This window comes from Clostridium sp. BL-8, from assembly GCF_002006495.1.
Taxonomy (GTDB): Bacteria; Bacillota; Clostridia; order Clostridiales; family Clostridiaceae; genus Clostridium.
The window spans coordinates 1-26441 of record NZ_LZZL01000051.1; the positions used below are offsets into that span (position 1 = coordinate 1).

The window sequence follows — 26441 nt, forward strand, 5'->3', positions numbered from 1 at the left end:
TCAAAGACAGATTGATCATAGTCCTGATGTATAGAAACTTCAAGAACATCATATAATTTTTCCAATTGTTTAATTATTTGATCTAAAACAGAATCATTTTTTACTAGTAGAAACATCTTGCTTGTTGAACCATCACCAATTTGTGCACATAAAATTCCTTCAAGATTAAACGCACGACGTGCAAAAAGTCCTGTAATATGACTCATCACTCCAGCATGATTTCTAACATGCAGTTCAATAAGGTAGAAATTAGTATTAATCATTTTAATTTTCACTTCCTATCATCTCTATATTTGATTTACCTGGAGGAACCATTGGAAGAATATTTTCTGTTTCTTCTATGGGAATGTTGATTAAGCATGGACCTTCGATTGATAATAGTTCTTCTAATTTCTCTAATGGACTTTCTTCAATACCTAAATCACATGATTTTATTCCAAAACCATCAGCAATAATTTTAAAATTTGGATTTGAAATGAAATTTGAAGCTATATAATGCTCATTGTAAAATAATTGCTGCTGTTGACGAACTAATCCTAAGTGATGATTATTTAATATTATTACTTTTACATTGAGATTAAAATCTGAAAGAGTAGCGAGTTCTTGAATATTCATTAGAATCGAACCGTCCCCAGAAAAACATACTATTGTTTTGTTTCTATTAATTAATGCGGCACCTATGGCTACAGGAAGTCCAAAGCCCATAGTTCCAAGTCCACTAGATGTTAAATAGGTTTTGGGATGAGTAAAAGGATATCTTTGAGCAACCCACATTTGATGCTCACCAACATCTGTTGTGATAATAGTATCTTTTGAAACTACGGTACTTATAAAAGGAATTATATTAGCAGGATGCAAGTCATTCTTATACGATGGAAGCGGATATTTTTCTTTAAAACATTTAATTCTATCAATCCACGAATTTCTATTTTTTTCCTCAATGTGAGATAATATATCCTCTAGAAAATCATTAACGTCTGCAGCCATAGATAAGCTAGCAGTTTTAACTTTATTTAACTCTGAAGGATCAATATCGATGTGGATTATAGATGCATTAGGACAGAATTTCTCTATATTACCTGTAGCTCTATCATCAAATCTAACACCTAATGCTAGAATTAGGTCAGATTCGTTTAATAAGTAATTGGTAAATGGAGCCCCATGCATTCCTAGCATTCCAAGGTTTAATTCATCATCGTATGGAAAAGCACCAAGTCCCATAAGACTCAAACACACAGGAATATTACTTCTTTTAGCAAATTTATATAAATTCTGCGAAGCATTGGAGTTTATTATACCTCCACCTGCGTAAATTATAGGCCTTTTTGAATTATTAATTAATTCTGCCATGCAGTATAAAGTAGAGCCCTTCAGAGTTTTTCGGATAGGATGAATATTATCTTCAGATTCAGAAGGAAAAACGTCTAATTCTATAACTTCTGTCTGAATATTTTTTGGAATGTCAATTAAAACTGGACCTGGCCTACCTTCTGAGGCAATTTTGAAAGCCTCTGATATTACTGTGAAGAGTTCCTTTATATTTCTAACAAGAAAATTATGTTTTGTAATAGGGATAGTTAATCCATATGCATCCACTTCTTGAAATGCGTCTGTTCCAATTGCTGATAAAGGAACTTGACCTGTTATTGCAACAAGTGGAATGGAATCAAGTTTAGCATCTGCGATAGCAGTCAATAAATTTGTTGCACCAGGACCTGAAGTTGCAAAGCATACACCAACTTTATTTGTACTTCTAGATATTCCTTGTGCAATAAAACCTGCACCCTGTTCATGACGCGCTAATATATGTTTTATTTTACTTTTATATAACGCGTCATAAAGTGGAAGATTAAAGCCACCTGGAATGCCAGATATATATTCTACACCTTGATTTTCTAATAATTTAATAACAATTTCAGCACCATTATATTTCAAAATAATCACTCCTTATAAATACAAAATAATTCAAACAATAATAACTTATGAAATAGATTTAATATTTAGTTGCTAAATTCAGTATTGATGAATAAAAAAACTCTTCATCCTAATATTAATAGGACGAAGAGATAATCACCGCGGTACCACCTAATTTTGTAAATTAAATACACACTTATTTATAATACAGGCTAAGGGATAGCCGATATTATTGCTTTTGTAACGGTAAGCATCCGTTTAAGTCTACTCTCAAATAGATTTCGATTAAAAACTCCAAGGCTACATTCCATATATAAATCATGAGAATTTACAGCAAACATTCTCTCTCTTTGTTTCAATAATATATGTACTCTTCCTTTTCACAGTTTTTAGCTATTGGGTTTGTATTTATTATATTCAAAAAAACATCTCTTTGTCAATAAAATTTTAAAAATTCTGATAAATCAAACAATAATCAAATGTGGAAAAAGAAAAGGTGGGGATTAATGAAATATATATGTTGCAATTGATTTTTTACATTTAACATTTAGATATTTACTTAGCAGATGAACATCCTAAATGTAATTTTATTATTGAAACATATATATAAGGATTTAACTTATAGCATATGTATAAAATAGTTTAAATAATAATTATTATGTAAAGTAAAGTTATATAATAAAGTAAATTTAAGTGTAGATATTAAATTTAAAAAACTAAAAAAATTATAGTTTCCTTTAAAGCTGATTAAAAACATATTATTAGATTATAAAGTATCTATAGATATCTGTATCTTTTTTGGAATATATTTCCTGAGAAATATATATCAAGAAAAATAAGCGCCTCGGTAAGCTGGTTATGTATATTTTATTTTTAATTTTGGATTGTAAGCTTACTATGTTAAAATATAGAGTATACAATTGCAAGAAGGAGTTTAAAATAAATGAATATAATTACTTTAGAAAAAATTAGCAAAAGCTATAGCGATAAGGTATTACTAAAAGATGTATCTTTAGGAATCAATGATGGCGATAAAATAGGATTAATAGGAATAAATGGTGCTGGAAAATCCACATTTTTGAAAATAGTTTCTGGTAAAGAGGAATTTTACGATGGAACAATAACAAAAGGTAAAAATGTAAGAATTGAATACTTAGATCAGAATCCTTATTTTGATAAAGATGCAACTATTTTAGAACAAGTATTTAAAGGCGATACAAAAGAAATGAAGCTCCTTAGAAATTATGAGGAGCTATTAGATAGAATTAATTTATGTGCAAGTGAAGAATTTGATTCATTAAATAACGAGTTGATTAAACTTCAAAGCGAAATTGATTTGTTAAATCTATGGGATATGGAAAGTGAAGCAAAAACTATTCTTACAAAGCTTGGAATAAAAAATTATTCTGAGAAGATAGGCAACTTATCTGGAGGGCAGAAGAAGAGAATTGCTCTTGCATGTGCTCTGATTACTTCATGTGACCTTCTTATATTAGATGAACCTACTAACCATTTAGATTCTGATTCTATTGAGTGGCTTGAAGAATATCTTAATGGGCGAAAAGGTGCTCTTTTAATGATTACTCACGATAGATATTTTTTAGATAGAGTTACAAATAGGATTATTGAACTAGATAGAGGATTATTATATTCATATCCTGGAAATTATACTGCATTTCTTGAAAAGAAAATTGAGAGACTTGAAACTGAGCAAGTACAAGAAGAAAAGAAAAATGCATTAATAAGAAATGAATTGAAATGGGTTAGACGTGGTGCAAAGGCAAGAAGTACTAAGCAAAAGGCCAGACTTCAGAGATTTGATGAACTTGTGAACAGCGAGAGCATAAAGAGGCAAGAAGATGTTGATATTTCTTTTGTAGGATCAAGACTTGGTAAAAAAGTTGTTGAACTATATGATGTATGCAAGGGCTTTGGTGATAAAGTGTTAATCAAAGATTTTAGTTATACATTTCTTAGAAGTGATAGAGTTGGAGTTATTGGAAAAAATGGAGTTGGTAAGACAACTTTAGTCAATTTACTTAGAGGAAACATAGAATTAGATAGTGGAACAATAGAAATTGGTGACACTGTTAAAATAAGCTGCTTTGCTCAAGATAATAGTAATATGGATCCAAAACTCAGAGTGATTGATTATGTTAAGGAAGGTGGAGAATACATTCCAGTAGAGGATGGAACAAAAATAACTGCCTCGACCATGTGCGAAAGGTTTTTATTTGATAGTACAATGCAGTATACACCAATTGAAAAATTATCTGGTGGTGAAAGAAGAAGACTGCATTTGCTTAGAGTGCTTATGGAATCACCTAACTTTTTAATACTTGATGAGCCAACAAATGATTTAGATATAGAGACTCTTAAAATATTAGAGGATTTCTTAGATAAATTTATGGGAGTTATTATTGTTGTATCTCATGATAGATATTTTTTAGACAGGATATGTAATAAAATATTTTCCTATGAAGGTAATGGTTACATAAGAGAATATAATGGTAACTATAGTGATTTTCTAATTTCAAAAGAAATTGAGAGAGCTAAAGATATAATCGATACTAATAATAGTGCTAATACAAAGAATGACGATAAAAATAAAAATTATAAAGAGAAAACTAGGGACAATAAACCTAAGTTTACTTTTAAGGAAAAAAAGGAATATGAAACAATAGATGAGGATATTTCAAAATTAGAGGAAAATATAAAAGAATTAGATAAAGAAATGAGCAAAAATTCTTCGAGTTATGGTAAGCTCAATGAACTTATGAAGGAAAAAGAAAAAGTACAAAAGGAATTAGATAGTAAATATGAGAGATGGGAATATTTAAGCGGAATAGCCGAAGCAATTGAAGCATATGAAGGAAAATAAGATATTTTACATATTTTGAGTAAAAAAGGAGGAATAAGAGAATATTTTTATATTATTCTCTTTTATGCAAGGTGGAAATACATGTTTTTTTAAAAGGAAAATTGGAACCTACTATTTTTAAAGGTGAGCGTATAGATATTTTAGATATTGAGCTTCAAGGAAAAAAGTATAAACAAATAAGATATTTTAGAAAGGGAGTTTCTAAGTCGCAATATATTAGTATAGATTTGATAAAACAGATTAAAGAAGTTACAAAATAAAAATGCAGGTGGTAAAATTGATAAAACAAATATTGCTAGAAGGTTTTAATAAAAATATATCAAATTCAGCTCTTATTAAAGGTCAAAGAGTATTAAAAAATGATCTGGTAAGAGAGATAAATGTTAATGTGGATAAGGACTACATTAAGATTAGCTCTGATGTAGTATCAGAAAGCCTTCTAAGTGAATATTCATGTAAACTTGAAATTGATAATACAACAAAAGAAGTTATAGGTACTCATTGTAGTTGTTTGGAATTTGAAAAAAATGAATTCTTAAAAGATAATTATTGCTGCAAACATCTAATAGCTACTTTTTATACATTCTTACAAAATATTGATGAGGATGCAGAGTTAAGAAATAAAATTACAAATAATCTTAAAGAAAATAAAGTTAAAAGTAGTAAGGATAATGGAGAAGATTTATTATCTGTACTTATAGGAGATACTGGAAAGGATAAACTTAAATTTGAGATTACTATTAATAAAAATAATTGGTCTTCTAAACTTCAAGTAGAATTTAAAATCGGATTGAAAAGCAGAAGTAATAAGATGTATATCATTAAGGACATAAATCAATTTTTAATAGCTCTATATAATAGAGTCCCAATAAAATATGGGAAGGAATTTAGTTTTGATATAAAGACACAATGCTTTTCTTATGAGGATAAGAGATTAATAAAATTTATTAATAACATAAAAAACTTAGAGCAGCATGATAGAAATTTTAGGCGTTCTCAAGATAAATTAATAGATGGTAAGTTTTTAACACTTCCAGACATGATGGTCAAAGAATTTTTATATATTGTGAAGAAGAATAGGATATTTTTAGGGGATGGTTTCTTCTATAGGATATTAGAGTCAGAAGTAATAGAAGAGGATATCCCTATTCCTCTTAGCTTAAAAAGTCAAAAGGATGCTATAGTTTTAGAGGCGGCAAGTGGTATGCCAGAGACTTTAACCCAAAATGAAGATGTATTTTTATATGGAACTTCTATTTATATTCCATCAGTAGAACAATGTGAAAGATTAGCGCCTTATTTAAAAATTTTTAAGGCTACAAATAAAATAAGTTTCAATAAAAATAAAGAAAGTAAAGTATTAAACGAATTAATACCATCAATTCAAAAAGTTACAAGTGATTTTTCATTGTCTAAAGAAATTCGAAACAAAGTAGTTATTGCTCCAGTCAATTTCAAATTCTATTTTGATAGAGATAAGGATATTGCTTTATTATTTAAAGTATCTTATGAAGGTCATGAATTTAATTATTTTGAAGAATATAAAGGAAAGATTATTTATAGAGATACTAGTAAAGAGCATGAAGTATTTGGCCTATTAAAAAGTCTCGGATTTGAAGAAATTAATGGGAAATTGTATTTTCTAAGGGATGATGAGGACGCTTTTAAATTCTTTAAGTATGAAGTAGAAAAACTTCAAAGATATGGAGAAGTTTTCTATTCTGAAAGATTTAAAGGAATAAAAGATATAAATAAATCTGACTTTAAAGGTGAAGTTAGAAAAGGAAAATTTAATTATTTTGAGTTTGAATTTAATATTTCGGATATATCCGAAGAAGAAACTGCAAAAATACTTAGAAGTTTTAGAGATAATTTAAAATATTATAAGCTTGAAAATGGAGAATTTTTAGATTTAGAAGAAGCATCTATAAAAGAGGCCTTAACCTTAATGGACAATCTGCTTTTAGAAGAAGAATTAGTTAATAATAGAATTAATGTACCTATGAATAAAGGAGCTTATCTTGAAGATTATTTAGATGAAAAAGGGTTAAGATTTATACAAAGCTGTGATGAAATTAAGGAACTTAAAGACAGGCTTGGAAACTTAGAAGGAAAAACATTTCAACTGCCACATGGACTCCAAGCTAAGCTTAGAGAATATCAAAAGGAAGGATATAATTGGCTTAGAACACTGGATTACTTGAATTTTGGAGGAATACTAAGTGATGAAATGGGACTTGGAAAAACTCTTCAAACAATAACACTTTTACTTTCAAAATCAAATTCTAAAACCCTAATAGTAGCACCTACTTCTTTAATTTATAATTGGAAGAGTGAATTTAAAAAATTTGCACCATCAATGAAAATAGGAATATCAAATGGCAATAAAGAAGAACGAGAAGTATTAATTAAAAATTATGAGAACTATGATGTGATTTTAACAACTTATAATTTATTAAGGCGTGATATAGAGTTATATAATATGGAATTTGATTATTGTATTTTAGATGAAGCTCAAAATATAAAAAATCAGACATCATTAAGTGCCAAATCTGTTAAAGATATTAAAGCGAAGAATAGATTTGCCCTTACAGGTACTCCAATAGAAAATTCTCTGATGGAGCTTTGGTCAATATTTGATTTTATAATGCCTGGATATTTATATAATGAAAAGAAGTTTACAACACGATATTATAGAAGACTTGAAGAAGGCCCTGAAATATTAGAGGAATTAAATAGGCTTGTGAAGCCATTCATATTAAGAAGATATAAGAAAAATGTTATTCAAGAATTGCCAGATAAAATAGAAAAGAGATTATTAGTACCTTTAAGTGATGAGCAAAAAGTAATTTATGAGACTTATGCAAATTATGTTAAAGATTTAATTCAGAAAAAAGTAGAAGATTTTGAATTCACCAAGAGTAAAATTGAAATTTTATCTTATATAACAAAGTTAAGACAAATCTGCCTAGATCCTTCAGTTACAATGGATAATTATTTAGGAACAAGTGGGAAAATAGATGCTCTTATTGAACTATTGGAACAAAGTGTAGGAGAAGGACATAAAATACTAGTATTCTCTCAATTTACATCTGTTCTTAAAAATATAGGTAGAATATTAAGAGAAAAGAACTTCATGTTCTCTTATTTAGATGGAGCAGTTTCATCTATTAATAGAATGAAAATGGTAGAAGAATTTAATAATGGAGAAAATACAGTATTTTTAGTATCGTTAAAAGCTGGAGGTACAGGGCTCAATTTAACAAGTGCTGATGTTGTAATACACTTTGATCCATGGTGGAATCCAGCTGTTGAAGATCAAGCTACAGATAGAGCTCATAGAATTGGACAAAAGCATGTGGTAGAAGTTATTAAATTAATAGCAAGTGGTACAATAGAAGAAAAAATAGTTGAATTACAAGATTCTAAAAGAGAATTGATAAGCAAAATTTTGGGAGATGATTTAGGTGTAGGAGCTTTTATAAATTCATTGGATGAAGATGAAATTTTGAATTTATTTAGCTATAGCAACTAATAGAAGATTTTATAAAAATTACAATCAGGTGGTTATATGATAAGTTTTATGAATGATTTAAGCATTTATTTAAGGGAAGTAAATACAGCATCTATTATTTTACGATTAACTTTAGCTACCATCTGCGGAGGAATTCTCGGAGCTGAAAGAGGAAGAAAGAAAAGACCAGCAGGTTTTAGAACTCATATACTAGTGTGTATTGGTGCAGCTATGGTCATGATAACAAGCCAATATATGACTGATATTCTTCATATGGCTGGGGATGCCAGCAGAATGGGTGCACAAGTTATAAGTGGGATTGGATTCTTAGGTGCTGGAACAATTATTGTAGTTGGAAGAAATGAAATTAAAGGACTTACAACCGCAGCAGGTCTGTGGTCGTGTGCATGTATGGGGCTTGCTATAGGCATAGGATTTTATGAAGGTGCTATTATATCATGTGGATTTTTATTTGGCGTGTTAACAATTCTTCATAGATTAGATATGTATTCGAGAACTCATTCTAAAATATTAGATGTATATGCTGAACTTAAGGATATATCTGGTGTTACGAACTTTCTTGATGTTGTAAAATCTGATGGAACTAAAATTTCAAATATAGAAGTTAGGAAATCAAATGAAATTGACAGACACATTATTGGTCTATCAATGACTTTAACACTGGATAAAAAAATTGACCATTCAGAATATATTTTGAAGCTTCATACCATTGAAAATGTATCTTCTATTAAAGAAATAATGTAGCTTTTTATGGGGAAAAATACAAGAGGAAATTTAGTCTTTTTTAAATTTTCCCTTGTATTTTCTCTTGTTAATAGTAAAAAAATAAGCTCATAATCTAATGTATATTTTTGATCAGACATGCACATATATTTGCTTCACAATATGAAGAAACCAATAAGAGATAAGTATTTGATTAAACAAAGAAATGTTTAATTTTAACAACAGAGCGTATCAAAAATAATGTTTTGGGGAGAACAATAATTATAATACCTACCTTTAACAGTGATTTATATTGCCTAATCATATAAAACTAATTACAATATAGATGCATTTTATATAGAAAGGATTTATTATATTGAGCGAAATGAATTTAGATAATATAACAATAATGAAACAAAAAGATTTAGCTGTGCTTATAGAACGTTTAACAAATGCTGATGGAGTTCATGATACAATGATACCTGCATTAAACTTGATTCGTGTTTCTCAGGTATCTGAACCGCTATATTCTATTTATGAACCATCATTATGTGTTATTGCACAAGGTTCAAAAATCGTAATGTTAGGAAATGAAACTTATCAATATGATCCTGCATCCTACTTGGTTGCTTCTGTTCACTTACCTGTTACTGGCCATATTATTCAGGCATCCCAACAATCTCCATATTTAGGATTGCGTTTAACTTTTAATTTGAATCAAATACTTGATATTATTAATGAATCAAATCAGGTACTGGATGATGCACAAGATTTAGGACATGGTATATTGATAAGCCGTACTAATGAAAATTTACTTGATGCTTTGCTAAGGCTTGTTAATCTTTTAGATACACCTGAAGATATACCAGTGCTTTCGCATTTAATCACTAAGGAAATTCTTTATCGTATTTTAAATGGAGAACACGGATATCGTATAAAACAATTTGCTATGATGGGAAGTCATTCGCAAACAGTTGTGATGGCTATCAAATATATTAACGATAATTTTTCAAAGAATATAAAAATTGAACAGTTGGCAAGAAATGTAGGCTTGAGTCCGTCTTCATTACATAATTACTTTAAAAAAGTAACAGCGATGAGTCCGTTACAATATCAAAAAATGATACGACTTCAAGAAGCACGTCGTTTATTACTTTCAGAAGAATTAGATGCCGTAACTGTTTCTTTTAAGGTTGGTTATGAAAGTCCATCTCAATTCAATAGAGAATATGCCAGAATGTTTGGATTACCTCCTATTAAAGATAAAAAACAACGTCGAATCTCTTTGACTTCCAACTTTTAATGGATTCACTATTTGTGGTACAATGACGCAAAATCAATAGAATGAAAATAGTATAAATTTTCCTCATATGATAAAAAACAAAAATATTTTGATGCACATGATAAAACCTCAAGTTGTCATTTCTTGAGGTTTTTATCATGTGCATCAATTCAATAATGAAAAATAATCTGGTTAGAAAAATTAGATACTTTTAAACCTTAAAGAGAATTAGGCAATAATTTAAGAGCTCTGTGGATTTAAAAGTATCTTATTTTATCTTAAAATAATAACTGTAAAAAAACTTATAACAAATTCAAAAGGAGGTCATTGATTATAATGAGATTAAATATAATAACTTTTTTATAATATTAATAAACTTTTGGATTCCAAATTTATTAGTAAGTTTCTGAATTTAATTTTACAAGGAGTGTGAAATACTTGAATATAAAAATATTAATCTTAGCAATTGCATGCTTTGTTGTTGGCACAGTAGAAATGGTGATTGCTGGTTTGCTAGGCATGATTAGTACAGATCTACATGTTTCTTTAGGAGTTGCAGGTCAACTAATTTCAGTTTATTCCTTTATATTTGCTATAGGAGGGCCAATATTAAGTGCATTAACATCTAAAATAGAGCGGCGCAAATTATTAGCTTCTGCTATGTTAATTTTCTTTATAGGAAATATTTTATCAATTTTAAGCACAAACTTTACATTACTATTATTATCAAGAGTAATTTTAGCAGCGAGTTGTTCACTGATTGTAGTTATTTCTCTTACAATTGCTGCTAATATTGTCGCTCCAGAACTAAGAGGACGTGCTATTGGTATTATTTTTTCGGGAATTATTGCATCTTTGGTATTAGGAGTTCCGTTTGGTACCTTGATTGCCTCGCGCTGGGGATGGAGAATGACATTTGTTCTAATCGCTGTACTTACTTTGATATCATTTGCATGTATTCTTAGATTTCTTCCTAAGATACCAGCACAAAAAACAAGACCTTTGCATGAGCAAATTAGAAGTTTAAAGAACAAAAAAATAATTTCTGCACATTTTATTTCCATTTTCCAAATGATTGGCCAATTCACAGTATATGCCTATATTACGCCTTTTCTTCATGATACAATGGGATTATCAACTGGTATGATTAGTGTTGTTTTATTAGTTTATGGCTTGGCAGGTACAACTGGCGGTTGGATTGGTGGATCTTTATCAGATAAGTTAGGTGAAGCTAAGACGATTTATATATCACTTATAATACATGCAGCTGCTTTATTTTTATTACCATATGCGTCACACTCAATATACAGTCTACTAATCTTAGTGCTCTTTTGGTGTACCTTTAATATGGCAGCAACACCAGCAATTCAAAACTATCTAATAAAAACGACACCTGAAACCTCTAATATCCAATTAAGTCTAAATACATCATCTTTACATATAGGAATTGCTATGGGTTCGGTAGTTGGTGGTATATTAGTAAATCATTTTTCCATCACTTCTAACACATGGGTAGGAGCATTAATAATTTTGTTTGGTCTATTTTCTGCAATCTACTCATTTAAATGTTCTCAAAAAAATTAAAATCATCTATTTACTTCTTAGTTGAAATATACTTTTTCTAATGTTTAAGAAGATAGGTAAATTGCTTTTTACATATATATTATAGAAGTTATAAGAGAGAAGAGATTAACTTTCTTGCATGTATCAGTGGTGGAAGCAGGTTCGAATTTTCTGAAAACATCGTTTAAAATGATGAATTAGATGAAATTATATGGATATAAAAGTGTATTAGAAATTTATATTACATTATTCAGTAATAGAAGTACGGTATTTTTTATTCGCAATGCTACTACAGGGTGTAAATAAAGGAAATTATATTATGTCATATTACTGTCACAAATCTCTTGTAATATATAAGTATAAAGTAGTTAAACATTATTTATCCCTTATTATATATAAATATCTAGTATTCAGAATGGTCTATTCACCCTAGTAGATCATTCTTTTTTGTTTGAGTTATAATGAATGAATACTATAGATGTTAATTAAATTGTCTTAGATTAGCTGAAAATAAAAATAGGCAATATAGCAATCCAAACAATATGGGAAATGTTTATTAATATATATAATATAACAGCACCGGTAATAAAAATATTGGATAACATAAGCTGTTTATCTGTTGCTTTTTTCATTCTAAAAAATAGAATTATAAAAAGAATTGCTGGCAATAGAATTTTTAAGAAAAAGCTAGCTATATAGCTTTTTACAGTGTTAGACATTAAAGCATTTGCTTCCATATAGAAACCAGTGTTTAAAAGAAAAAAAGTAAATATTATATCTGTAACATTAAGTATATATAGAATTAAAAGTTTATTTCTTAAATTCGTAAGTGCATGGCTTTTTATAAAGAATATCAATTTAAACACCTCTAATATAAATTTTTGCCATAAACTAAAAGAGCTAATCTAAAAAGTACGATTATGAGTTTGAATAATGTAGAATATTATTGTATAAGTGCAATGCTGTTTTGGGGGAGAACAATTATACCAATAGAAAATAAATATTGTAAAGGGGAATTCGCTGCGCTCACCCATTGACAACATTTATTTTCTAAGGAGCTTAGTATTTACCCTAAAAACAATGGAGGCTTTTCCTACAATTTTAGTAGTTGATTCCACATTTTGTGAATATTTTAATTTTGCTTTTGTTCTAGATTTGTTATGAAGTTTTGCCATACAATTGATAAATAGGATTTGATTATACTTAATTAATATTCTTACGAAAATAAAATAATTCTGGAGAGGATCTCTCCAGGATTATTTTATTTCAATTTCAAGCTGTATTGGCCTTGTATTAAGGTAATGTTTATATTCTATTTTATAGTATAGGATTAATTTTCTTCTTCCAGCGTAAGGTAATGTATTTACAAGTGAATCAAATTGAGCTTTTGATGCAAAGCCTTTTTCTTTTATAAGCCATGTTGTAAAGGTCATTAGGACCATTCCCTTCTTTAATATTAATAGGAAACAGAAAGGTGAGTTTCTCTAATCCCATTCAGTCTGGAGGTTATTTAAAAAATATTGGTATTTTTCATGATAATATAAATCAGTTTTTTTAGATTCTTCCTTTGATAATTTAGATAATCACTCGTTATAGTTTATAGTGTCCATATGAATTAAAGGTTTCTTTAGTAGTAAGCCATTTTGTAAATGTAAAATTTCTATAAGTGGGCATAATAAAATATGGGAGGAGAGGAACTAAAAAGAAAAGGTGGCCATAAAAGTGGAAAAGAGAACATATGAATCAAAAACGCTAATTGCAGAGTACAGATATTTAAGTGAACATGAAGAATTTAGATTTTCAGAAATAGCTTATAGGTTAAAGGATGGCTCAGTAATTATTGAGTATGACGGTGCTTCTTTAAGTCTTTATGGGTTGAAATTAAGCTATAAAAAGAATATAGGAAGAAAAGGAATATTTAGTGTTACTGATGATGACTATGAATTTTGGAAGTTATTTAGAGCCAGAATTGAGGGTGGCAGTTTTGTAGATTACGAAGCTGAAAGAAATTATGATATAGAAAAAGTTAGAGAAGAATATTATATAAAATCTATCTCGTTTTAAAATCAGCAGCTTTTTTTGATTTTCCAGAGCCTGCATTTTATCAAAATAGGGACTAACCATAATTTCTTTAACTTCTTTTAGCGGTATATCCAGTTCTTTAAAAAATAAAATCTGCTGTAATGTTTCAAGAGCTTCATTGTTATAAAGCCTGTAACCTGACTCTGTAACTTCACTTGGCTTTAACAATCCTATTTCATCATAGTAATGCAGCATTCGCACACTTATCCCTGTCAGATCCGAAACCTGTTTTGCTGTTCTCATGGCTATTCCCTCCAAATACAATGTAGTTGTGATAATTGTCTATAGCAATATCAACTATGGTGCTGACACATACACTTATATCAGGATGCAGATGTTTTAATTCATTTATTTTTCTTATGGTAGAACTGCGAAGTGTATAACTTCTTTTAATAGCTGGAGTTTCTCCGTCAATAGCAGGGGCAGCACCATTAGGAAGAGGAGTTCTTCTATTATCAAACAGTTCTTTAGTAGAGTTTAAAGAATTTGTTATTCCTATAGAATTAGTTGTATCATTTTGAGTAGTGCTGTTACTAAAAGAATTAGTATTAACGTGAGTATTAGTCTTGAGATCTTCTTTAATAAGAGTATTATTTGATCTACAATCAGAATTAGTTTGAATAATATTAATATAAGAATCATCATCAAAAGAGAAGTAAGATATACAGTCTCCAGCTATAGGAGCTTCGTTAGTAAATCCATATACTTCACCTTCATCATATTCAAAATCATTTTTAGGAAAATTTGATGTTTTTCTTCTAGCCATAAATTATTACCTTCCTTGCAGCAGTATTTTTATGTATTCTCTTAAAGGATATATGGCTATTTATTAGAGATTCTAAAATTCTAAAGAATTTAGGAATATGAATTTTTTAGAATTTTAGAATAAAGGAATATATATTCTTTAGAATATAAGAATGAAAGAACTTAAGAATTTGCTTATAAAATGCGGGCTAAGATGGTAGAAATACAAATTTAATCATAATTTTAATGTTATATCATAGTACAAAACATATATCCATAATAGTAGCAGATAAATTTTTAAATCTGCAGATAAATTATTGGAGGTGCTTAAATATGATTAGGGATGAAATTAAGATTGGTTCAGAAGTAGGAGAAGTTTTTGATAAAAAGCTAATAGCATTGCCAATTAGAAATTCTAAAAAAGTGAGTGATAACATTCCTGGATAATATCATGTGTGTTATACCCGTCAATGAAAGTCCTTCTAGAAATATTATAAATCAAAGGTCTAAATTCTTCAGCTAATTTTTCTTTTGCTTCTTCATCATTATTCTTACATCTAGTAACTAAAGCTTCAATATAATTAAAATCCATATAAACCTCCATCTTCAATATAAGAGTCATGAATTAAAATGATTAATTTATATATAGTGAGTTTACTGTTAGATTTACCTCTACATATGGGTATATGGTTAAAAACCATAAAACGTATATGAGTAATTAAAAAATAATAGATTGTAGAGGAGATGTGTGAAATTAGTAGTTTTATAATAGCTGTAGTCAGCTGCAAGTGGTAATGTTGGTTGTGTGGTGTTATTGAGAAGTTAAATGAGAGCAATTGTACCAGAGCTATAGGAGCTTTAATTGTAGAGTATTTGCAAGATAAAGGCCATGGGTAAATTTGCTTAGGGTAGATGAAAGTAATAGTTATAATTGTGAAGACTACTATATCTTTAAAACTAGTAATTACGTTGATTTAAATCGTAACGAATAGTTCTTTGCAATATATTGTGATTTTTTTTAATTAACTATTTTTATAGGCTTATTCTGTGACAAAATATATAGTAGTAGATGAATGTAACGCTTATCAAAACTCATCTTCTCACATTGAACAACAATTCATTATAATTGTTAAATCATAGTTCTGATAATAAAAGAAAAAGATATTTTTTTGCCACATTACATTGAAGGAATATAATATTGTAAATATTAACTTATATAGTATAATAAAACTGTAAATGAAATAAATATAAGTAATGTAATAGCTAGAAGGATGGTATAGGCATGCTAAATAAACGCTGTTCAACACTAGTATATGAAATCATAAATACCGAAGGGTATATAAGTATTTTGCAATTATCTCAAAAATTTAGAGTAAGTAATAGAACTATTAGATATGACCTTGATAAGATAGATGATTTCTTAAAAAGTAGCAATTTGCCACAATTAATTAGAAAACCTAATGAAGGTATATCTTATAAATGTAGTTTAATAGAAAAAAACACTGTTCTAAATTTGCTTGGAAAAATCGATTTAAATCAATATATATTATCTCAAGATGAGAGAGTTATTATGATTCTTACTGAATTGTTAGAAATTAGAGATTATATAACTATAGATAAGTTATCAGAAATTTTGTTTGTAAGCAGAAGCACAATTTTAAAAGATATGAATAAGGTAAAAGAGTGGATTTTAAATGAGAACTTGGAGCTTAAATCGAGTAAAACACATGGAGTAAAAATAATTGGAGACGAGAGATACATTAGAAAGGCTGCTATTAGTTTACTTACAAATAATGTAGACATTTATAAGGCACTTGATCTGATAAAAGCTTCTAAGGTTTCAAAATCAGAAGTTGGTTTAGATAAGTATCATAAAGAATTCTTTAAAGATATTGATATTTCATATATAGAAAATTGTTTGGATATTGTAGAAAAACAATTAGAAACAAAATTTACAGACGATGCATATTCAGGTTTAGTTATACACATAGCCATTGCAATAAAAAGAATACAAGAAGATAAAGATATAGTTATGGAGAAAGATGAACTTAATGCTCTTGAAATTACAAAAGAATTTGCTGTTGCATCAAGTATTGCCAAAATACTTGAAAATAGATTTAAAGTTGTTATACCAGCTGATGAAATTGGATATATTACAATTCATTTATTAGGAAGTAAAGTTTTTACTTCAAAGAATAATGATATAGATTGGGCAAAGATTGAATTTATTACTAATGAGTTGATTAATAGGGTTAGTTCAATTTTGAATATTGATTTATTTGGTGATCAGCAGCTATTAGATGGTCTTATACAGCATATAAGACCTACGATATATAGACTAAAGCACGGTCTTACATTAAAAAATCCACTGTTAAATGAAATAAAGCAATCATATGAAAAAACATTTTATGCTATTAAAAATTCTACTTACGATATAGAAGAATATGGTGGCAACAAACTAAGTGAAGAGGAAATAGGATATTTAACTTTACATTTTGGAGCAGCAATAGAAAGGATAAATGATATTAACAAGAGAATTGCAAACGTTGTTGTAGTATGTGCTACAGGAATAGGAACAGCAAAACTTGTATCATCAAGAGTGCAGTCACTTTTTAACATAAATGTAATTGACACTATACCATATCATAATTTGGTGAATATAGTTAAGAACAGGAGTGTGGATTTAATTATTACTACAGTTCCTATTAATTTGAATATTAACAGTATTCAGTGTGTTGATGTAAATCCATTTTTAACAGAAAAAAATATAAGTGATATTAGTTCAGCTTTAAGAAAATATAATAGCGGAGTATATACCAATAATAACAAAGTTTCACTAGAAACAATAATGGAGATAATAAGTCACAGTTGCACTATTTTAAATAGTGCAAAATTAGCAGAAGGATTATCAAAATATCTTTCAATAACGAATGACTTTAAGAAAGGAGTGTTTCAACCAATGTTAAAAGATGTGTTGACAACTGATTTTATAAAATTAAATGTAGATGCGGAAAATTGGGAACAAGCTATAAAATGTGGAGGAGAAATATTAAAGAATAATAATGTAATAGATGAAAGATATATAGAAGGTATGATTAATACTGTTAAAACTTTAGGACCATATATTGTAATTGCTCCTGGAATTGCAATGCCACATGCAAGACCAGATGACAGTGTTAAAAAAATAGGTATGAGTCTTATAACTTTAAATAGTCCGATCAATTTTGGAAATAAAGAAAATGATCCAGTTGAAATTGTAGTATGTTTATGTGCAGTAGATCATTCAAGCCATCTGAAAGCATTATCTGAATTAGTTACATTTTTAGGAGAAGAAGAATTTATAAATACTGTTAAAAATTCAACTAATCCTAATGAAATAATAAATTATATTAAAAATAAAGGAGAGATCTAAAATGAATATTATGACCGTATGTGGAATGGGAATGGGATCAAGCTTAATACTTAAAATGAATGTAGATGATATATTAAAGAAAAATGGGATAAAGGCTGATGTTGAAGCATGTGATTTGGGATCTGTAAATGGAAAAGCAACTGATTTAGTTATTACAACTTACGAATTAAAGTCACAAATTGAAGATAAAGGATTTAATGTTGTTTATGTTCATAATGTTGTTGATAAAAAGTCTATAGAAGAAATTGTTCTAGAGGCAATTAATAATTTAAATAAGTAGTAAATGCTTATAATCTAATATGGTTTTAAAGAAAATTTAGTGGTGAAATATCATTTTTTAACCAAAAATATAAAATAATATTTTACCACTTGATAAATAATATTAAAAACTAATGTAAATGTTTACAATGGCTAAATATGAGGAGGGAAAAAATGATTAATTTTATTGTAAGTTTACTTGATCAACCGCCAATTGTTGTTGGAATTATGGCTCTTATAGGATTGATTGTACTAAAGAAGCCACTATCTAAAATTGTTACTGGAACATTTAAAACCATTATTGGTTTTGTAGTATTCCAAATAGGTTCAAATGCAATTTCTGGTTCGCTTGGTGTATTAGGACCTGCATTTGAAAGTGCATTTCATATACAAGGGGTTGTGCCAACTAATGAAGCAGTAATAGCATTAGTTCAGCAAAATTTTGGTACTCAAATGGCTTTGATCATGGCATTTGGATTTATTGCAAACATTATAATTGCTAGAATTACTTCATTTAAATATATATTTTTAACAGGGCATCATATGTTATTTATGGCAGGTTTACTATCAGCAATATTATCTGTTCTAGGATTTACAGGTACTGAACTTATAGTTGTAGGATCATTATTTTTAGCTGCGACTATGGTTATATCACCAGCAGTGGTTCAGCCATTCTATAGAAAGGTAACAGGGAATGATTCTGTTGCAATGGGTCACTTTAATGGTTTAACTTATGCTATTGCAGGGTTAGTTTCAAAAGCTGTAGGGAACAAAGAACGCTCTACAGAAGATATACATGTTCCAGAAGGCTTAAGTTTCTTTAAAGACAATGTAATATCTACAGCTATTGTTATGAACATAATATTTCTTATTACATTACATTTAGCTGATACTGCGGTAGCAACAAAACTTTCAGGTGGAACAAATGTTGCAGTATATGCAATTATGCAAGCATTTACATTTACAGCAGGGTTTGTAATGGTTCTTCAAGGTGTTAGAATGATGCTTGCTGAAATAGTTCCAGCATTTAAGGGGATTTCAGAAAAGTTAGTTCCAAATGCAGTCCCAGCACTTGACTGTCCAGTAATATTCCCATTTGCACCAAATGCAGTAATTATAGGTTTCTTAGCATCTTTGGCAGGTGCAGTGGTATCATTCATTTTATTACCGATTTGTGGATTACCAGTGTTAATACCAGGATTAATACCAGCTTTCTTCGTTGGAGCAGCTGCAGGTGTTCTTGCTAATGCACAAGGAGGATTAAGGGGAACTATAATAGGATGTTTTGTAAATGGATTAATTTTAAATACAATACCAGCATTTTTACTTCCATTACTTGGAAACTTGGGATTTGCAAATTCAACTTTTGGAGACGCAGACTTTGCATTCACTGGCATAGTGGTTGGGAATATAGGTAATGCATTTGCTAAGGTTGGTATTTATGGCTTATTAGGGGTAATATTTATAATAATTGCAGGAATCACCATAAGTTCAAATTTAAAATCAAAATCTAAGAAGATAGAAGAAACTAACGCAAAGGCATAAATTAATTATATGAGGAGAGATTAAGATGAAGTTTTTTTTAGATACAGCAAACATAGAACATATAAAAGAAGCAAATGAAATGGGAGTAATATGTGGAGTAACAACTAACCCATCATTAGTTGCAAAGGAAGGCAGAGATTTTAACGAAGTTATAAAGGAAATAACAGAAATAGTAGATGGACCAATAAGTGGAGAAGTTATAAGCGAAGATGCACAAGGAATGATTAAAGAAGGAAGAGAAATTGCAGCAATTCATAAAAATATGATTGTAAAAATTCCAATAACAGCAGAAGGACTTAAAGCAGTTAAAGTTTTATCTAAAGAAGGAATTAAGACAAATGTAACTTTAATTTTCTCGGCAACACAAGCATTACTTGCAGCTAATGCAGGAGCATCATATGTAAGTCCATTCTTAGGAAGAATAGATGATATATCAATGGATGGAATGGAACTTGTTAGAACTATTGCAGATATATTTGAAATTCATGGAATAGAAACAGAAATAATTGCAGCTAGTGTTAGAAACCCAATTCATGTTATTCAAGCAGCACAAGCTGGAGCAGATATAGCAACAGTACCTTATAAATTAGTTATACAAATGCTTAAACACCCATTAACAGATCACGGACTTGAAAAATTTAAAGCAGATTGGGCAGCAGCTTTTGGCAAGTAATAGTTAACCGTTACGTCTGAAAAGCTTACATCTTTAAAAAAGTATAATAATAAAATAAAAGAGTTATAGTGATAATTATTTTTAATTGATTATTACTATAGCTTTTTATAAAAATAAGTAATATAAAGTGAGGAAAAATATGAGCAGAGAATTAGATAAATTATGTATTAATGCAATAAGAATACTTTCAGCAGATTCTATAGAAAAGTCAAAGTCAGGACATCCAGGATTACCACTTGGAGCAGCTACTATGGCGTACACTTTATGGACAAAGATGAACCATAATGGAAAAAATCCAAATTGGGATAATCGAGACAGATTTGTATTATCAGCAGGACATGGATCAATGCTTGAATATTCATTATTGCATTTGTTTGGATATGGAATAAAAGTTTCCGATATTAAAAGTTCTAGACAATTAGGAAGCTTAACACCAGGACATCCAGAGTATCGACATACTAAAGGTGTTGAAGTTACAACAGGACCACTTGGACAAGGTGTGTGTAATGCAGTAGGTATGGCTATAGCAGAAGCACATCTTGCAGAAAAGTTTAATAAGGAAAACTTTAGTGTAGTTGACCACTATACATATGCGATATGTGGAGACGGTTGCCTTATGGAAGGAATTTCAGGAGAAGCATCATCACTTGCTGGAACTTTAGGATTGGGAAAATTAATTGTATTATATGATTCAAATAATTTTTCAATTGAAGGAAGTACTGATATAGCATTTAGAGAAGATGTAGGTATGAGATACGAAGCTTATGGCTGGCAAGTATTAAAAGTAAAAGACGGCAATGATATTGGTTCAGTAAGTGCAGCAATAGATGAAGCAAAGAAAGAAACTGCAAAACCAACAATGATTATAGTAAAAAATATAATAGGATATGGATGCCCGAATAAACAAGGAAAAGCTTCAGCTCATGGTGAGCCTTTAGGAGCTGAAAATGTAAAAGCAATGAAGGAAAACTTGGGATGGAAGACAGAACCAGCATTTTATGTACCAAATGAAGTATATACAAATATGGATGAATATATAGAAAAAGGTGTTTCAAAAGAAGCAGATTGGAACAAATTGTTTAATAAGTACAAAGAAGCTTATCCAGAATTAGCAGCAGAATATGAAAAATGGATGAGTGATGAATTTGATAAAGAAGCATTATTAAATAATGAAGAATTTTGGAGTTTTGATAATAAGCCAATGGCAACAAGACAATCTTCAGGAATAATGATAAACAGATTAGCTAAATTAATTCCAAACCTTATAGGGGGATCAGCAGATTTAGCACCATCCAATAAGACGCATATGGATGATAGAGGAGATTTCTCAGCAGAGGACAGATGCGGTTCAAATATGCACTTTGGTGTAAGAGAACATGCTATGGCAGCTATAGCTAATGGTATGTATGTTCATGGTGGACTTAAGGTATTCTGTTCAACATTCTTTGTATTTAGCGATTACATGAAGGGTGCTATGAGACTATCAGCACTTATGAAACTTCCAGTAGCTTATGTTTTAACTCATGATAGTATCGGGGTAGGGGAAGATGGTCCGACTCATCAACCTATAGAACAATTAGCAGCACTTAGAAGTATGCCAAACATGACAGTATTTAGACCAGCTGACTCAAAAGAAACAGCAGCAGCGTGGTATTATGCTGTAACTAATGGAACAACACCTACATCATTAGTATTAACAAGACAAAATTTACCACTATATGATGGATGTCCTAAGAGAGCATTAAAAGGTGGATATATACTTAAAGATTCTAAGAAGGAAACTCCAGATGTACTTTTAATGGCATCAGGTTCAGAAGTAGAATTAATATTTAATGCGGCAGATAAGCTTTCAACTAAAGGAATAGATGCAAGAGTTATAAGTATACCATCATTTGAGTTATTCGACGCTCAAGATGAAGCTTATAAAGAATCAGTTATGCCAAACGAGGTAAGAGCTAGAGTAGCTGTTGAAGCACTAAGTTCATTTGGATGGCATAAATATGTAGGTCTTGATGGAGAAGTTATTTCAATTGATACTTTCGGAGCATCAGGAAAAGCAGAAGAATTATTCAAAAAATTTGGTTTTACTGTTGAAAATGTTGTAAATAAAACAATTGAATTAATAAATAAATAAAGTATCATACATTCTTTTTTATAAACAAACGAAAGTATATATTTTTATAAACTTTCTATTAGTGAAAATGTATGAATTAAGATAATTAGAAGAGATTTAAGAAAGTAAATATATGAATTAAGAAAGATATGGTGGATTAATATGGAAAGAATGTTTCAAGTATTCTATGAGCGTTATCCACAGCTGAAAAGTTATGATAAAAAAATTAAAGAAGCATACAAAATTATGGAAGGGTCATACAGTAAAAAAAACAAACTGCTAATTTGCGGTAATGGTGGTAGTGCTTCTGATTCTGATCATATTGTTGGTGAGTTGATGAAGAGCTTCTTATTTAAGCGAAAAATTGAAGAAAGTATTTCTGTAAAGCTCAAAAATCAATACGGAGATGATGGTCTTTTTTTAGCTCAAAATTTAGAGGGCGCATTGCCAGCTATTGCTGTCACACAACATACCGCTTTAAATTCTGCTTTTTTAAATGATGTATCTGGAGAACTGATTTATGCTCAACAAGTGTATGGTTATGGTGAACCAGGCGATGTTTTATTAGGAATTAGTACTTCAGGAAAAGCTAAAAATGTTTTAGCAGCTTTTAAAGTTGCTAAGGTAAAAGGCATAAAAACTATTGCTATCACAGGTTCAAATCCAAATCCATTAACAAAATTGTGTGATGTCATTATCCAATTACCAAGTAATGAAACAACGTATATTCAAGAACAAACAATTCCAATTTATCATTTATGGTGCAGTTTATTGGAAAAACACTTTTTTAAACAAACTAATTAATTATCAGTATTCAGTGTGTTGATGAACTAAATTTCATAAGATAATTCGTATAGTTTAAATTAAGATGTATATTAAAATAAATATTAAATGTTAGGGAGTTAAAAATTATGAAAAATTTTTTAAAAGAATATGCTGATAAAGAATCACAATTAATTACTAATTTAAGTGCAACCGAATTTCAAAAAGCAATAGATATTTTAAATGATGCATACAAAAAAGGTAAGCAAATATTTATCGTAGGTAATGGTGGAAGTGCAAGTACTGCAAATCATTTTGTGTGTGATTTAGGTAAAAATGGTGTTCAAAAGAAGGGACAACGTCGCTTTCGTATTATTTCTTTATCTGACAATACAGAGAAAATCACTGCTTTTGGTAATGATGTTGCGTTTGAAGAAATATTTTCAGAGCAGCTTGAAAATTTAATGAATGATGGAGATGTACTTATTGTTTTAAGTGCAAGTGGAAATTCACCAAATCTAATTAAAGCTTGTGAATTTGCAGAGAAAAAGAATGCCAAAATTATTGGTCTTACAGGTTTTGATGGTGGGAAAGTAATGAATTTTGCACATTCAAATCTTATTGTTCAAGCGGAATCTTATGAACAAATTGAAGACGTTCATCTAATGATTTTGCACATGATTGTATCATACTATAAAGTATATCCTAATGTTCTTACTGATTAAATTATTGTCTAAGCAAAAATAAAGTAAAATAATAAGTATAAATTAGCAATATAAATTATGATGCTAATCACTGACATTACTTAAACGAGAGAATGGTCGGAAGAATTAAAATTCCCACCCATCTTCCGACCATCAACAAGATATGATATATTATTTTAAAATACAATATGTACAGATAAGATATTTTTAATCTAAGGTTTGATTTGTTTTCAATGATAGCTAAATATAATAAAATATTCCCAACTACATCATCCATACTTTTACACTTTTTAATTTTTTCTTGATAATTAATATCTGGCATTTTCATTTGAAATCCTCCTTTATTATTTTTGAGTATATTATTCCAAATCTACCATAAAACAATACAAAAAAGAATGTAGTAGATTTGTTTTATACAAATCTAGCTACATTCCCTCGTAATTTAAATATTTCTTCTATATTTACCTGGAGATATACCCATCTGTTTTGTAAATGTTCGAATGAAATTAGAATAATTTTTAAATCCGGACATATAGCAGGCAGTAGTAACACTTTCATCATCTGCGAGATAGCGAGCAGCTAATGAAATCTTTTTATTAATTATGTATTTTTGTAGGGTAATTCCCGTATGTTCTTTGAACTGACGACTAATGTATGTACCATTTAAATATATCTGTTCTGAAAGCATTTTTAAAGTTATATTTTCCGTAATATTGTCATCTATAAACTTTATGGTATCGGCAAGAAATTTTGGCATAATGTTTTGATTTTCTTCTAATCCTACACTTTTATTATCTTGAAATAAACGATTTGTAATTATCAATAATTGTGATAAATACGAACTTCTTAAAATATCATTTCCATATTCATTGGAATCATATGCATTCTGCATTTTGTGAGATAGTATAATAAATTCATTAACTTCTTGCTGATTTAGGTGGGCTATATGAATAACTCCACCAGGATTTCTTTCAAAGCATGAACACAAATTAGAGTGTGGAGTTGATAGTTGCTGAACATATGACATTTTAATATTTATAGAAATTCGTTCATAAGTCATCGAATCAAGGCATACGGCACGATGAAATTCATTGGGATTGATTGCAATGAGAGTCCCACAATCCAAATGAAAGCATGCATTTTCAAAATAGAAATTAATATTTCCTTTTATAAACAAATATATTTCATAACCATCATGTCTATGAAATATATTTGTATAATTTTTGCCGATTCTATGATTAAATAGGACATCATCAGGGAAAGGCTCATATATATAATCTGTCATAAAAATCCCCCTTTATAATAAATCATTTCATGCAATAAATTATACAATATTTGCAAGGAAATTGCGAATTATTTAATCTATAATATTATTAAAATAAGTATTGGAAAGGTATGAACTTATAAATTATGTAATGGTTTTAATAGAAAAATTATAAATAAAGATATATCGTTACGAATAAAAATCAGTATATTAATTATTAAATGAAACACTTTCTTAAACAGTGTTATTATGAAAATTATTTAATTTCATGCAAGTAAATCTATTGGAAAATAATAAAAATACTTTATTCAGAAAGATGCCATTCATCCACTTCCGGAGATATATGGTTGCAGTAGTATTACAGGTACAGCAGCTATGAAAATAAGGAGAGTATATCAAAATGGGATTCAAATTAAATAAAGATATAATTAGTAAAACTATATATTATAAACTTAGAGAAGAAATTAGTAATTTATATCTTGAGCCTGGGAAGAGTATTTCTGAAAAGGAGGTGAGGCTTATATAGAGTGTGAAATTAAACTCATTAGCTTTCATAAAAATAAATATGTTTGCAAAAATTCGTATAATTAAGTAAAAATTATTATCATTCTTCATTTATTATATTCCGCAAAAATATAAAAAAGAATGACAATAATTTTTACGAAAATCAATGTGAAAATATTATAACATAAGTTATGATAAGTAGCAATCATACTCGTTTTATACAGTGTTTTTTAACCAATCAATCAAAGAAAACGTTATAATAAAGCACTAAATATATGTAAACCACAATAATATGAGTGAATTTATATAATGTATGCTGTTAATCTAAATACAGTTAATATTCTATAAAGAATGAATTATTTATTTGAAAGTTAGATGAGAATTTTTTGTTAAAAAAGTTTTTGTAATTTAGCTGAACAATGGTTAGAGATAGTGAAACACCAGAAAATACTAAATTTCTAAAAGAATCGTTCAAGATATATATTACAACAATGTAGAAGAAT

22 protein-coding genes, 4 pseudogenes and 1 other annotated feature are annotated in these 26441 nt (G+C 29.1%); of the genes and pseudogenes, 16 read left to right on the top strand and 10 right to left on the bottom strand.

The window, feature by feature from the left end; translation table 11 throughout:
• Both ilvN and ilvB read right to left on the bottom strand, forming a co-directional pair.
• Nucleotides 1-263, bottom strand: a 263-nt coding sequence (gene ilvN, locus CLOBL_RS16860; RefSeq protein WP_077860105.1) for an acetolactate synthase small subunit, incomplete at its 3' end; no start/stop codon positions are given.
• Between the two features lies 1 nt (nt 264).
• Nucleotides 265-1935 (bottom strand): biosynthetic-type acetolactate synthase large subunit, encoded by a 1671-nt coding sequence (gene ilvB, locus CLOBL_RS16865; protein WP_077860106.1) that lies wholly within the window; start codon nt 1933-1935, stop codon nt 265-267.
• A 116-nt stretch (nt 1936-2051) separates the two neighbouring features.
• Nucleotides 2052-2307 (bottom strand) — a binding site (T-box leader).
• Between the two features lie 550 nt (nt 2308-2857).
• On the opposite strand from ilvB, the gene CLOBL_RS16870 reads away from it, so the two are divergent.
• From CLOBL_RS16870 to CLOBL_RS16895, 6 genes are all read left to right on the top strand, one after another.
• Nucleotides 2858-4795: an ABC-F family ATP-binding cassette domain-containing protein gene (locus tag CLOBL_RS16870; protein ID WP_077860107.1), complete on the top strand. Its 1938-nt coding sequence runs from the start codon at nt 2858-2860 to the stop codon at nt 4793-4795.
• A 71-nt stretch (nt 4796-4866) separates the two neighbouring features.
• Nucleotides 4867-5055: a hypothetical protein gene (locus CLOBL_RS28565; RefSeq protein WP_077860108.1), complete on the top strand. Its 189-nt coding sequence runs from the start codon at nt 4867-4869 to the stop codon at nt 5053-5055.
• A gap of 17 nt (nt 5056-5072) precedes the next feature.
• Nucleotides 5073-8330, top strand: coding sequence for an SNF2 helicase associated domain-containing protein (locus tag CLOBL_RS16880; protein WP_077860109.1), 3258 nt, complete (start codon nt 5073-5075; stop codon nt 8328-8330).
• Nucleotides 8331-8366: 36 nt separating this feature from the next.
• A complete protein-coding gene (locus CLOBL_RS16885; RefSeq protein ID WP_077860110.1) occupies nt 8367-9074 on the top strand; it encodes an MgtC/SapB family protein in 708 nt (235 codons plus the stop codon).
• A 343-nt stretch (nt 9075-9417) separates the two neighbouring features.
• Nucleotides 9418-10335: an AraC family transcriptional regulator gene (locus CLOBL_RS16890; protein WP_179117783.1), complete on the top strand. Its 918-nt coding sequence runs from the start codon at nt 9418-9420 to the stop codon at nt 10333-10335.
• A 417-nt stretch (nt 10336-10752) separates the two neighbouring features.
• Complete coding sequence (locus CLOBL_RS16895) at nt 10753-11898, top strand: MFS transporter (RefSeq protein ID WP_077860112.1); 1146 nt, start codon at nt 10753-10755, stop codon at nt 11896-11898.
• 479 nt (nt 11899-12377) lie between these two features.
• On the opposite strand, the gene CLOBL_RS28985 is transcribed toward CLOBL_RS16895, so the two are convergent.
• The 3 genes and pseudogenes from CLOBL_RS28985 to CLOBL_RS29170 all read right to left on the bottom strand — a co-directional run bounded on the left by CLOBL_RS28985 (nt 12378) and on the right by CLOBL_RS29170 (nt 13551).
• Nucleotides 12378-12743, bottom strand: coding sequence for a DUF5658 family protein (locus CLOBL_RS28985; protein ID WP_278281339.1), 366 nt, complete (start codon nt 12741-12743; stop codon nt 12378-12380).
• A 390-nt stretch (nt 12744-13133) separates the two neighbouring features.
• On the bottom strand, nt 13134-13310 hold the full coding sequence (locus CLOBL_RS28095; RefSeq protein ID WP_179117780.1) for a hypothetical protein: 177 nt from the start codon (nt 13308-13310) through the stop codon (nt 13134-13136).
• A 51-nt stretch (nt 13311-13361) separates the two neighbouring features.
• Nucleotides 13362-13551: pseudogene (locus CLOBL_RS29170) on the bottom strand (hypothetical protein).
• Nucleotides 13552-13599: 48 nt separating this feature from the next.
• On the opposite strand from CLOBL_RS29170, the gene CLOBL_RS16910 reads away from it, so the two are divergent.
• Complete coding sequence (locus tag CLOBL_RS16910) at nt 13600-13941, top strand: hypothetical protein (RefSeq protein WP_077860114.1); 342 nt, start codon at nt 13600-13602, stop codon at nt 13939-13941.
• Here CLOBL_RS16910 and CLOBL_RS16915 read toward each other — a convergent pair.
• The 3 genes and pseudogenes from CLOBL_RS16915 to CLOBL_RS16925 all read right to left on the bottom strand — a co-directional run.
• Nucleotides 13933-14202 (bottom strand): annotated as a pseudogene (locus CLOBL_RS16915) (MerR family transcriptional regulator); the annotation flags it as partial. The gene CLOBL_RS16910 and the pseudogene CLOBL_RS16915 sit on opposite strands and share 9 nt — an antisense overlap.
• The gene (locus tag CLOBL_RS16920) at nt 14138-14725 is read right to left on the bottom strand and encodes a hypothetical protein (RefSeq protein ID WP_242953863.1); all 588 of its coding nucleotides are present in this window, start codon (nt 14723-14725) and stop codon (nt 14138-14140) included. The pseudogene CLOBL_RS16915 and the gene CLOBL_RS16920, both read right to left, overlap by 65 nt.
• Before the next feature lie 396 nt (nt 14726-15121).
• Nucleotides 15122-15295, bottom strand: a pseudogene (locus tag CLOBL_RS16925) (helix-turn-helix domain-containing protein); the annotation flags it as partial.
• Between the two features lie 209 nt (nt 15296-15504).
• On the opposite strand from CLOBL_RS16925, the pseudogene CLOBL_RS28575 reads away from it, so the two are divergent.
• From CLOBL_RS28575 to CLOBL_RS16965, 8 genes and pseudogenes are all read left to right on the top strand, one after another.
• Nucleotides 15505-15650: pseudogene (locus tag CLOBL_RS28575) on the top strand (N-acetylmuramoyl-L-alanine amidase); the annotation flags it as partial.
• Between the two features lie 335 nt (nt 15651-15985).
• The gene (locus CLOBL_RS16935) at nt 15986-18115 is read left to right on the top strand and encodes a BglG family transcription antiterminator (RefSeq protein WP_077860115.1); all 2130 of its coding nucleotides are present in this window, start codon (nt 15986-15988) and stop codon (nt 18113-18115) included.
• 1 nt (nt 18116) lies between these two features.
• Nucleotides 18117-18395: a PTS sugar transporter subunit IIB gene (locus CLOBL_RS16940; RefSeq protein ID WP_077860116.1), complete on the top strand. Its 279-nt coding sequence runs from the start codon at nt 18117-18119 to the stop codon at nt 18393-18395.
• 152 nt (nt 18396-18547) lie between these two features.
• Nucleotides 18548-19918 carry a PTS ascorbate transporter subunit IIC gene (locus CLOBL_RS16945; RefSeq protein WP_207652364.1) on the top strand — a complete coding sequence of 457 codons (1371 nt, stop codon included), beginning with the start codon at nt 18548-18550 and terminating at the stop codon, nt 19916-19918.
• Nucleotides 19919-19943: 25 nt separating this feature from the next.
• A complete protein-coding gene (gene fsa / locus CLOBL_RS16950; RefSeq protein WP_077860117.1) occupies nt 19944-20591 on the top strand; it encodes a fructose-6-phosphate aldolase in 648 nt (215 codons plus the stop codon).
• Nucleotides 20592-20730: 139 nt separating this feature from the next.
• On the top strand, nt 20731-22725 hold the full coding sequence (gene tkt / locus CLOBL_RS16955; protein ID WP_077860118.1) for a transketolase: 1995 nt from the start codon (nt 20731-20733) through the stop codon (nt 22723-22725).
• 141 nt (nt 22726-22866) lie between these two features.
• Nucleotides 22867-23508: an SIS domain-containing protein gene (locus CLOBL_RS16960; protein WP_143323885.1), complete on the top strand. Its 642-nt coding sequence runs from the start codon at nt 22867-22869 to the stop codon at nt 23506-23508.
• Nucleotides 23509-23615: 107 nt separating this feature from the next.
• Complete coding sequence (locus tag CLOBL_RS16965) at nt 23616-24191, top strand: SIS domain-containing protein (RefSeq protein WP_077860119.1); 576 nt, start codon at nt 23616-23618, stop codon at nt 24189-24191.
• A 76-nt stretch (nt 24192-24267) separates the two neighbouring features.
• Here the strand turns inward: CLOBL_RS16965 and CLOBL_RS16970 are convergent, their stop codons facing one another.
• Together CLOBL_RS16970 and CLOBL_RS16975 are read right to left on the bottom strand one after the other, a co-directional pair.
• Nucleotides 24268-24498, bottom strand: coding sequence for a hypothetical protein (locus tag CLOBL_RS16970; protein WP_077860120.1), 231 nt, complete (start codon nt 24496-24498; stop codon nt 24268-24270).
• 114 nt (nt 24499-24612) lie between these two features.
• The gene (locus CLOBL_RS16975) at nt 24613-25455 is read right to left on the bottom strand and encodes an AraC family transcriptional regulator (protein ID WP_077860121.1); all 843 of its coding nucleotides are present in this window, start codon (nt 25453-25455) and stop codon (nt 24613-24615) included.
• A gap of 379 nt (nt 25456-25834) precedes the next feature.
• On the opposite strand from CLOBL_RS16975, the gene CLOBL_RS28990 reads away from it, so the two are divergent.
• Nucleotides 25835-25960 (top strand): hypothetical protein, encoded by a 126-nt coding sequence (locus CLOBL_RS28990; RefSeq protein WP_278281340.1) that lies wholly within the window; start codon nt 25835-25837, stop codon nt 25958-25960.
• Nucleotides 25961-26441 lie beyond the last annotated feature (481 nt).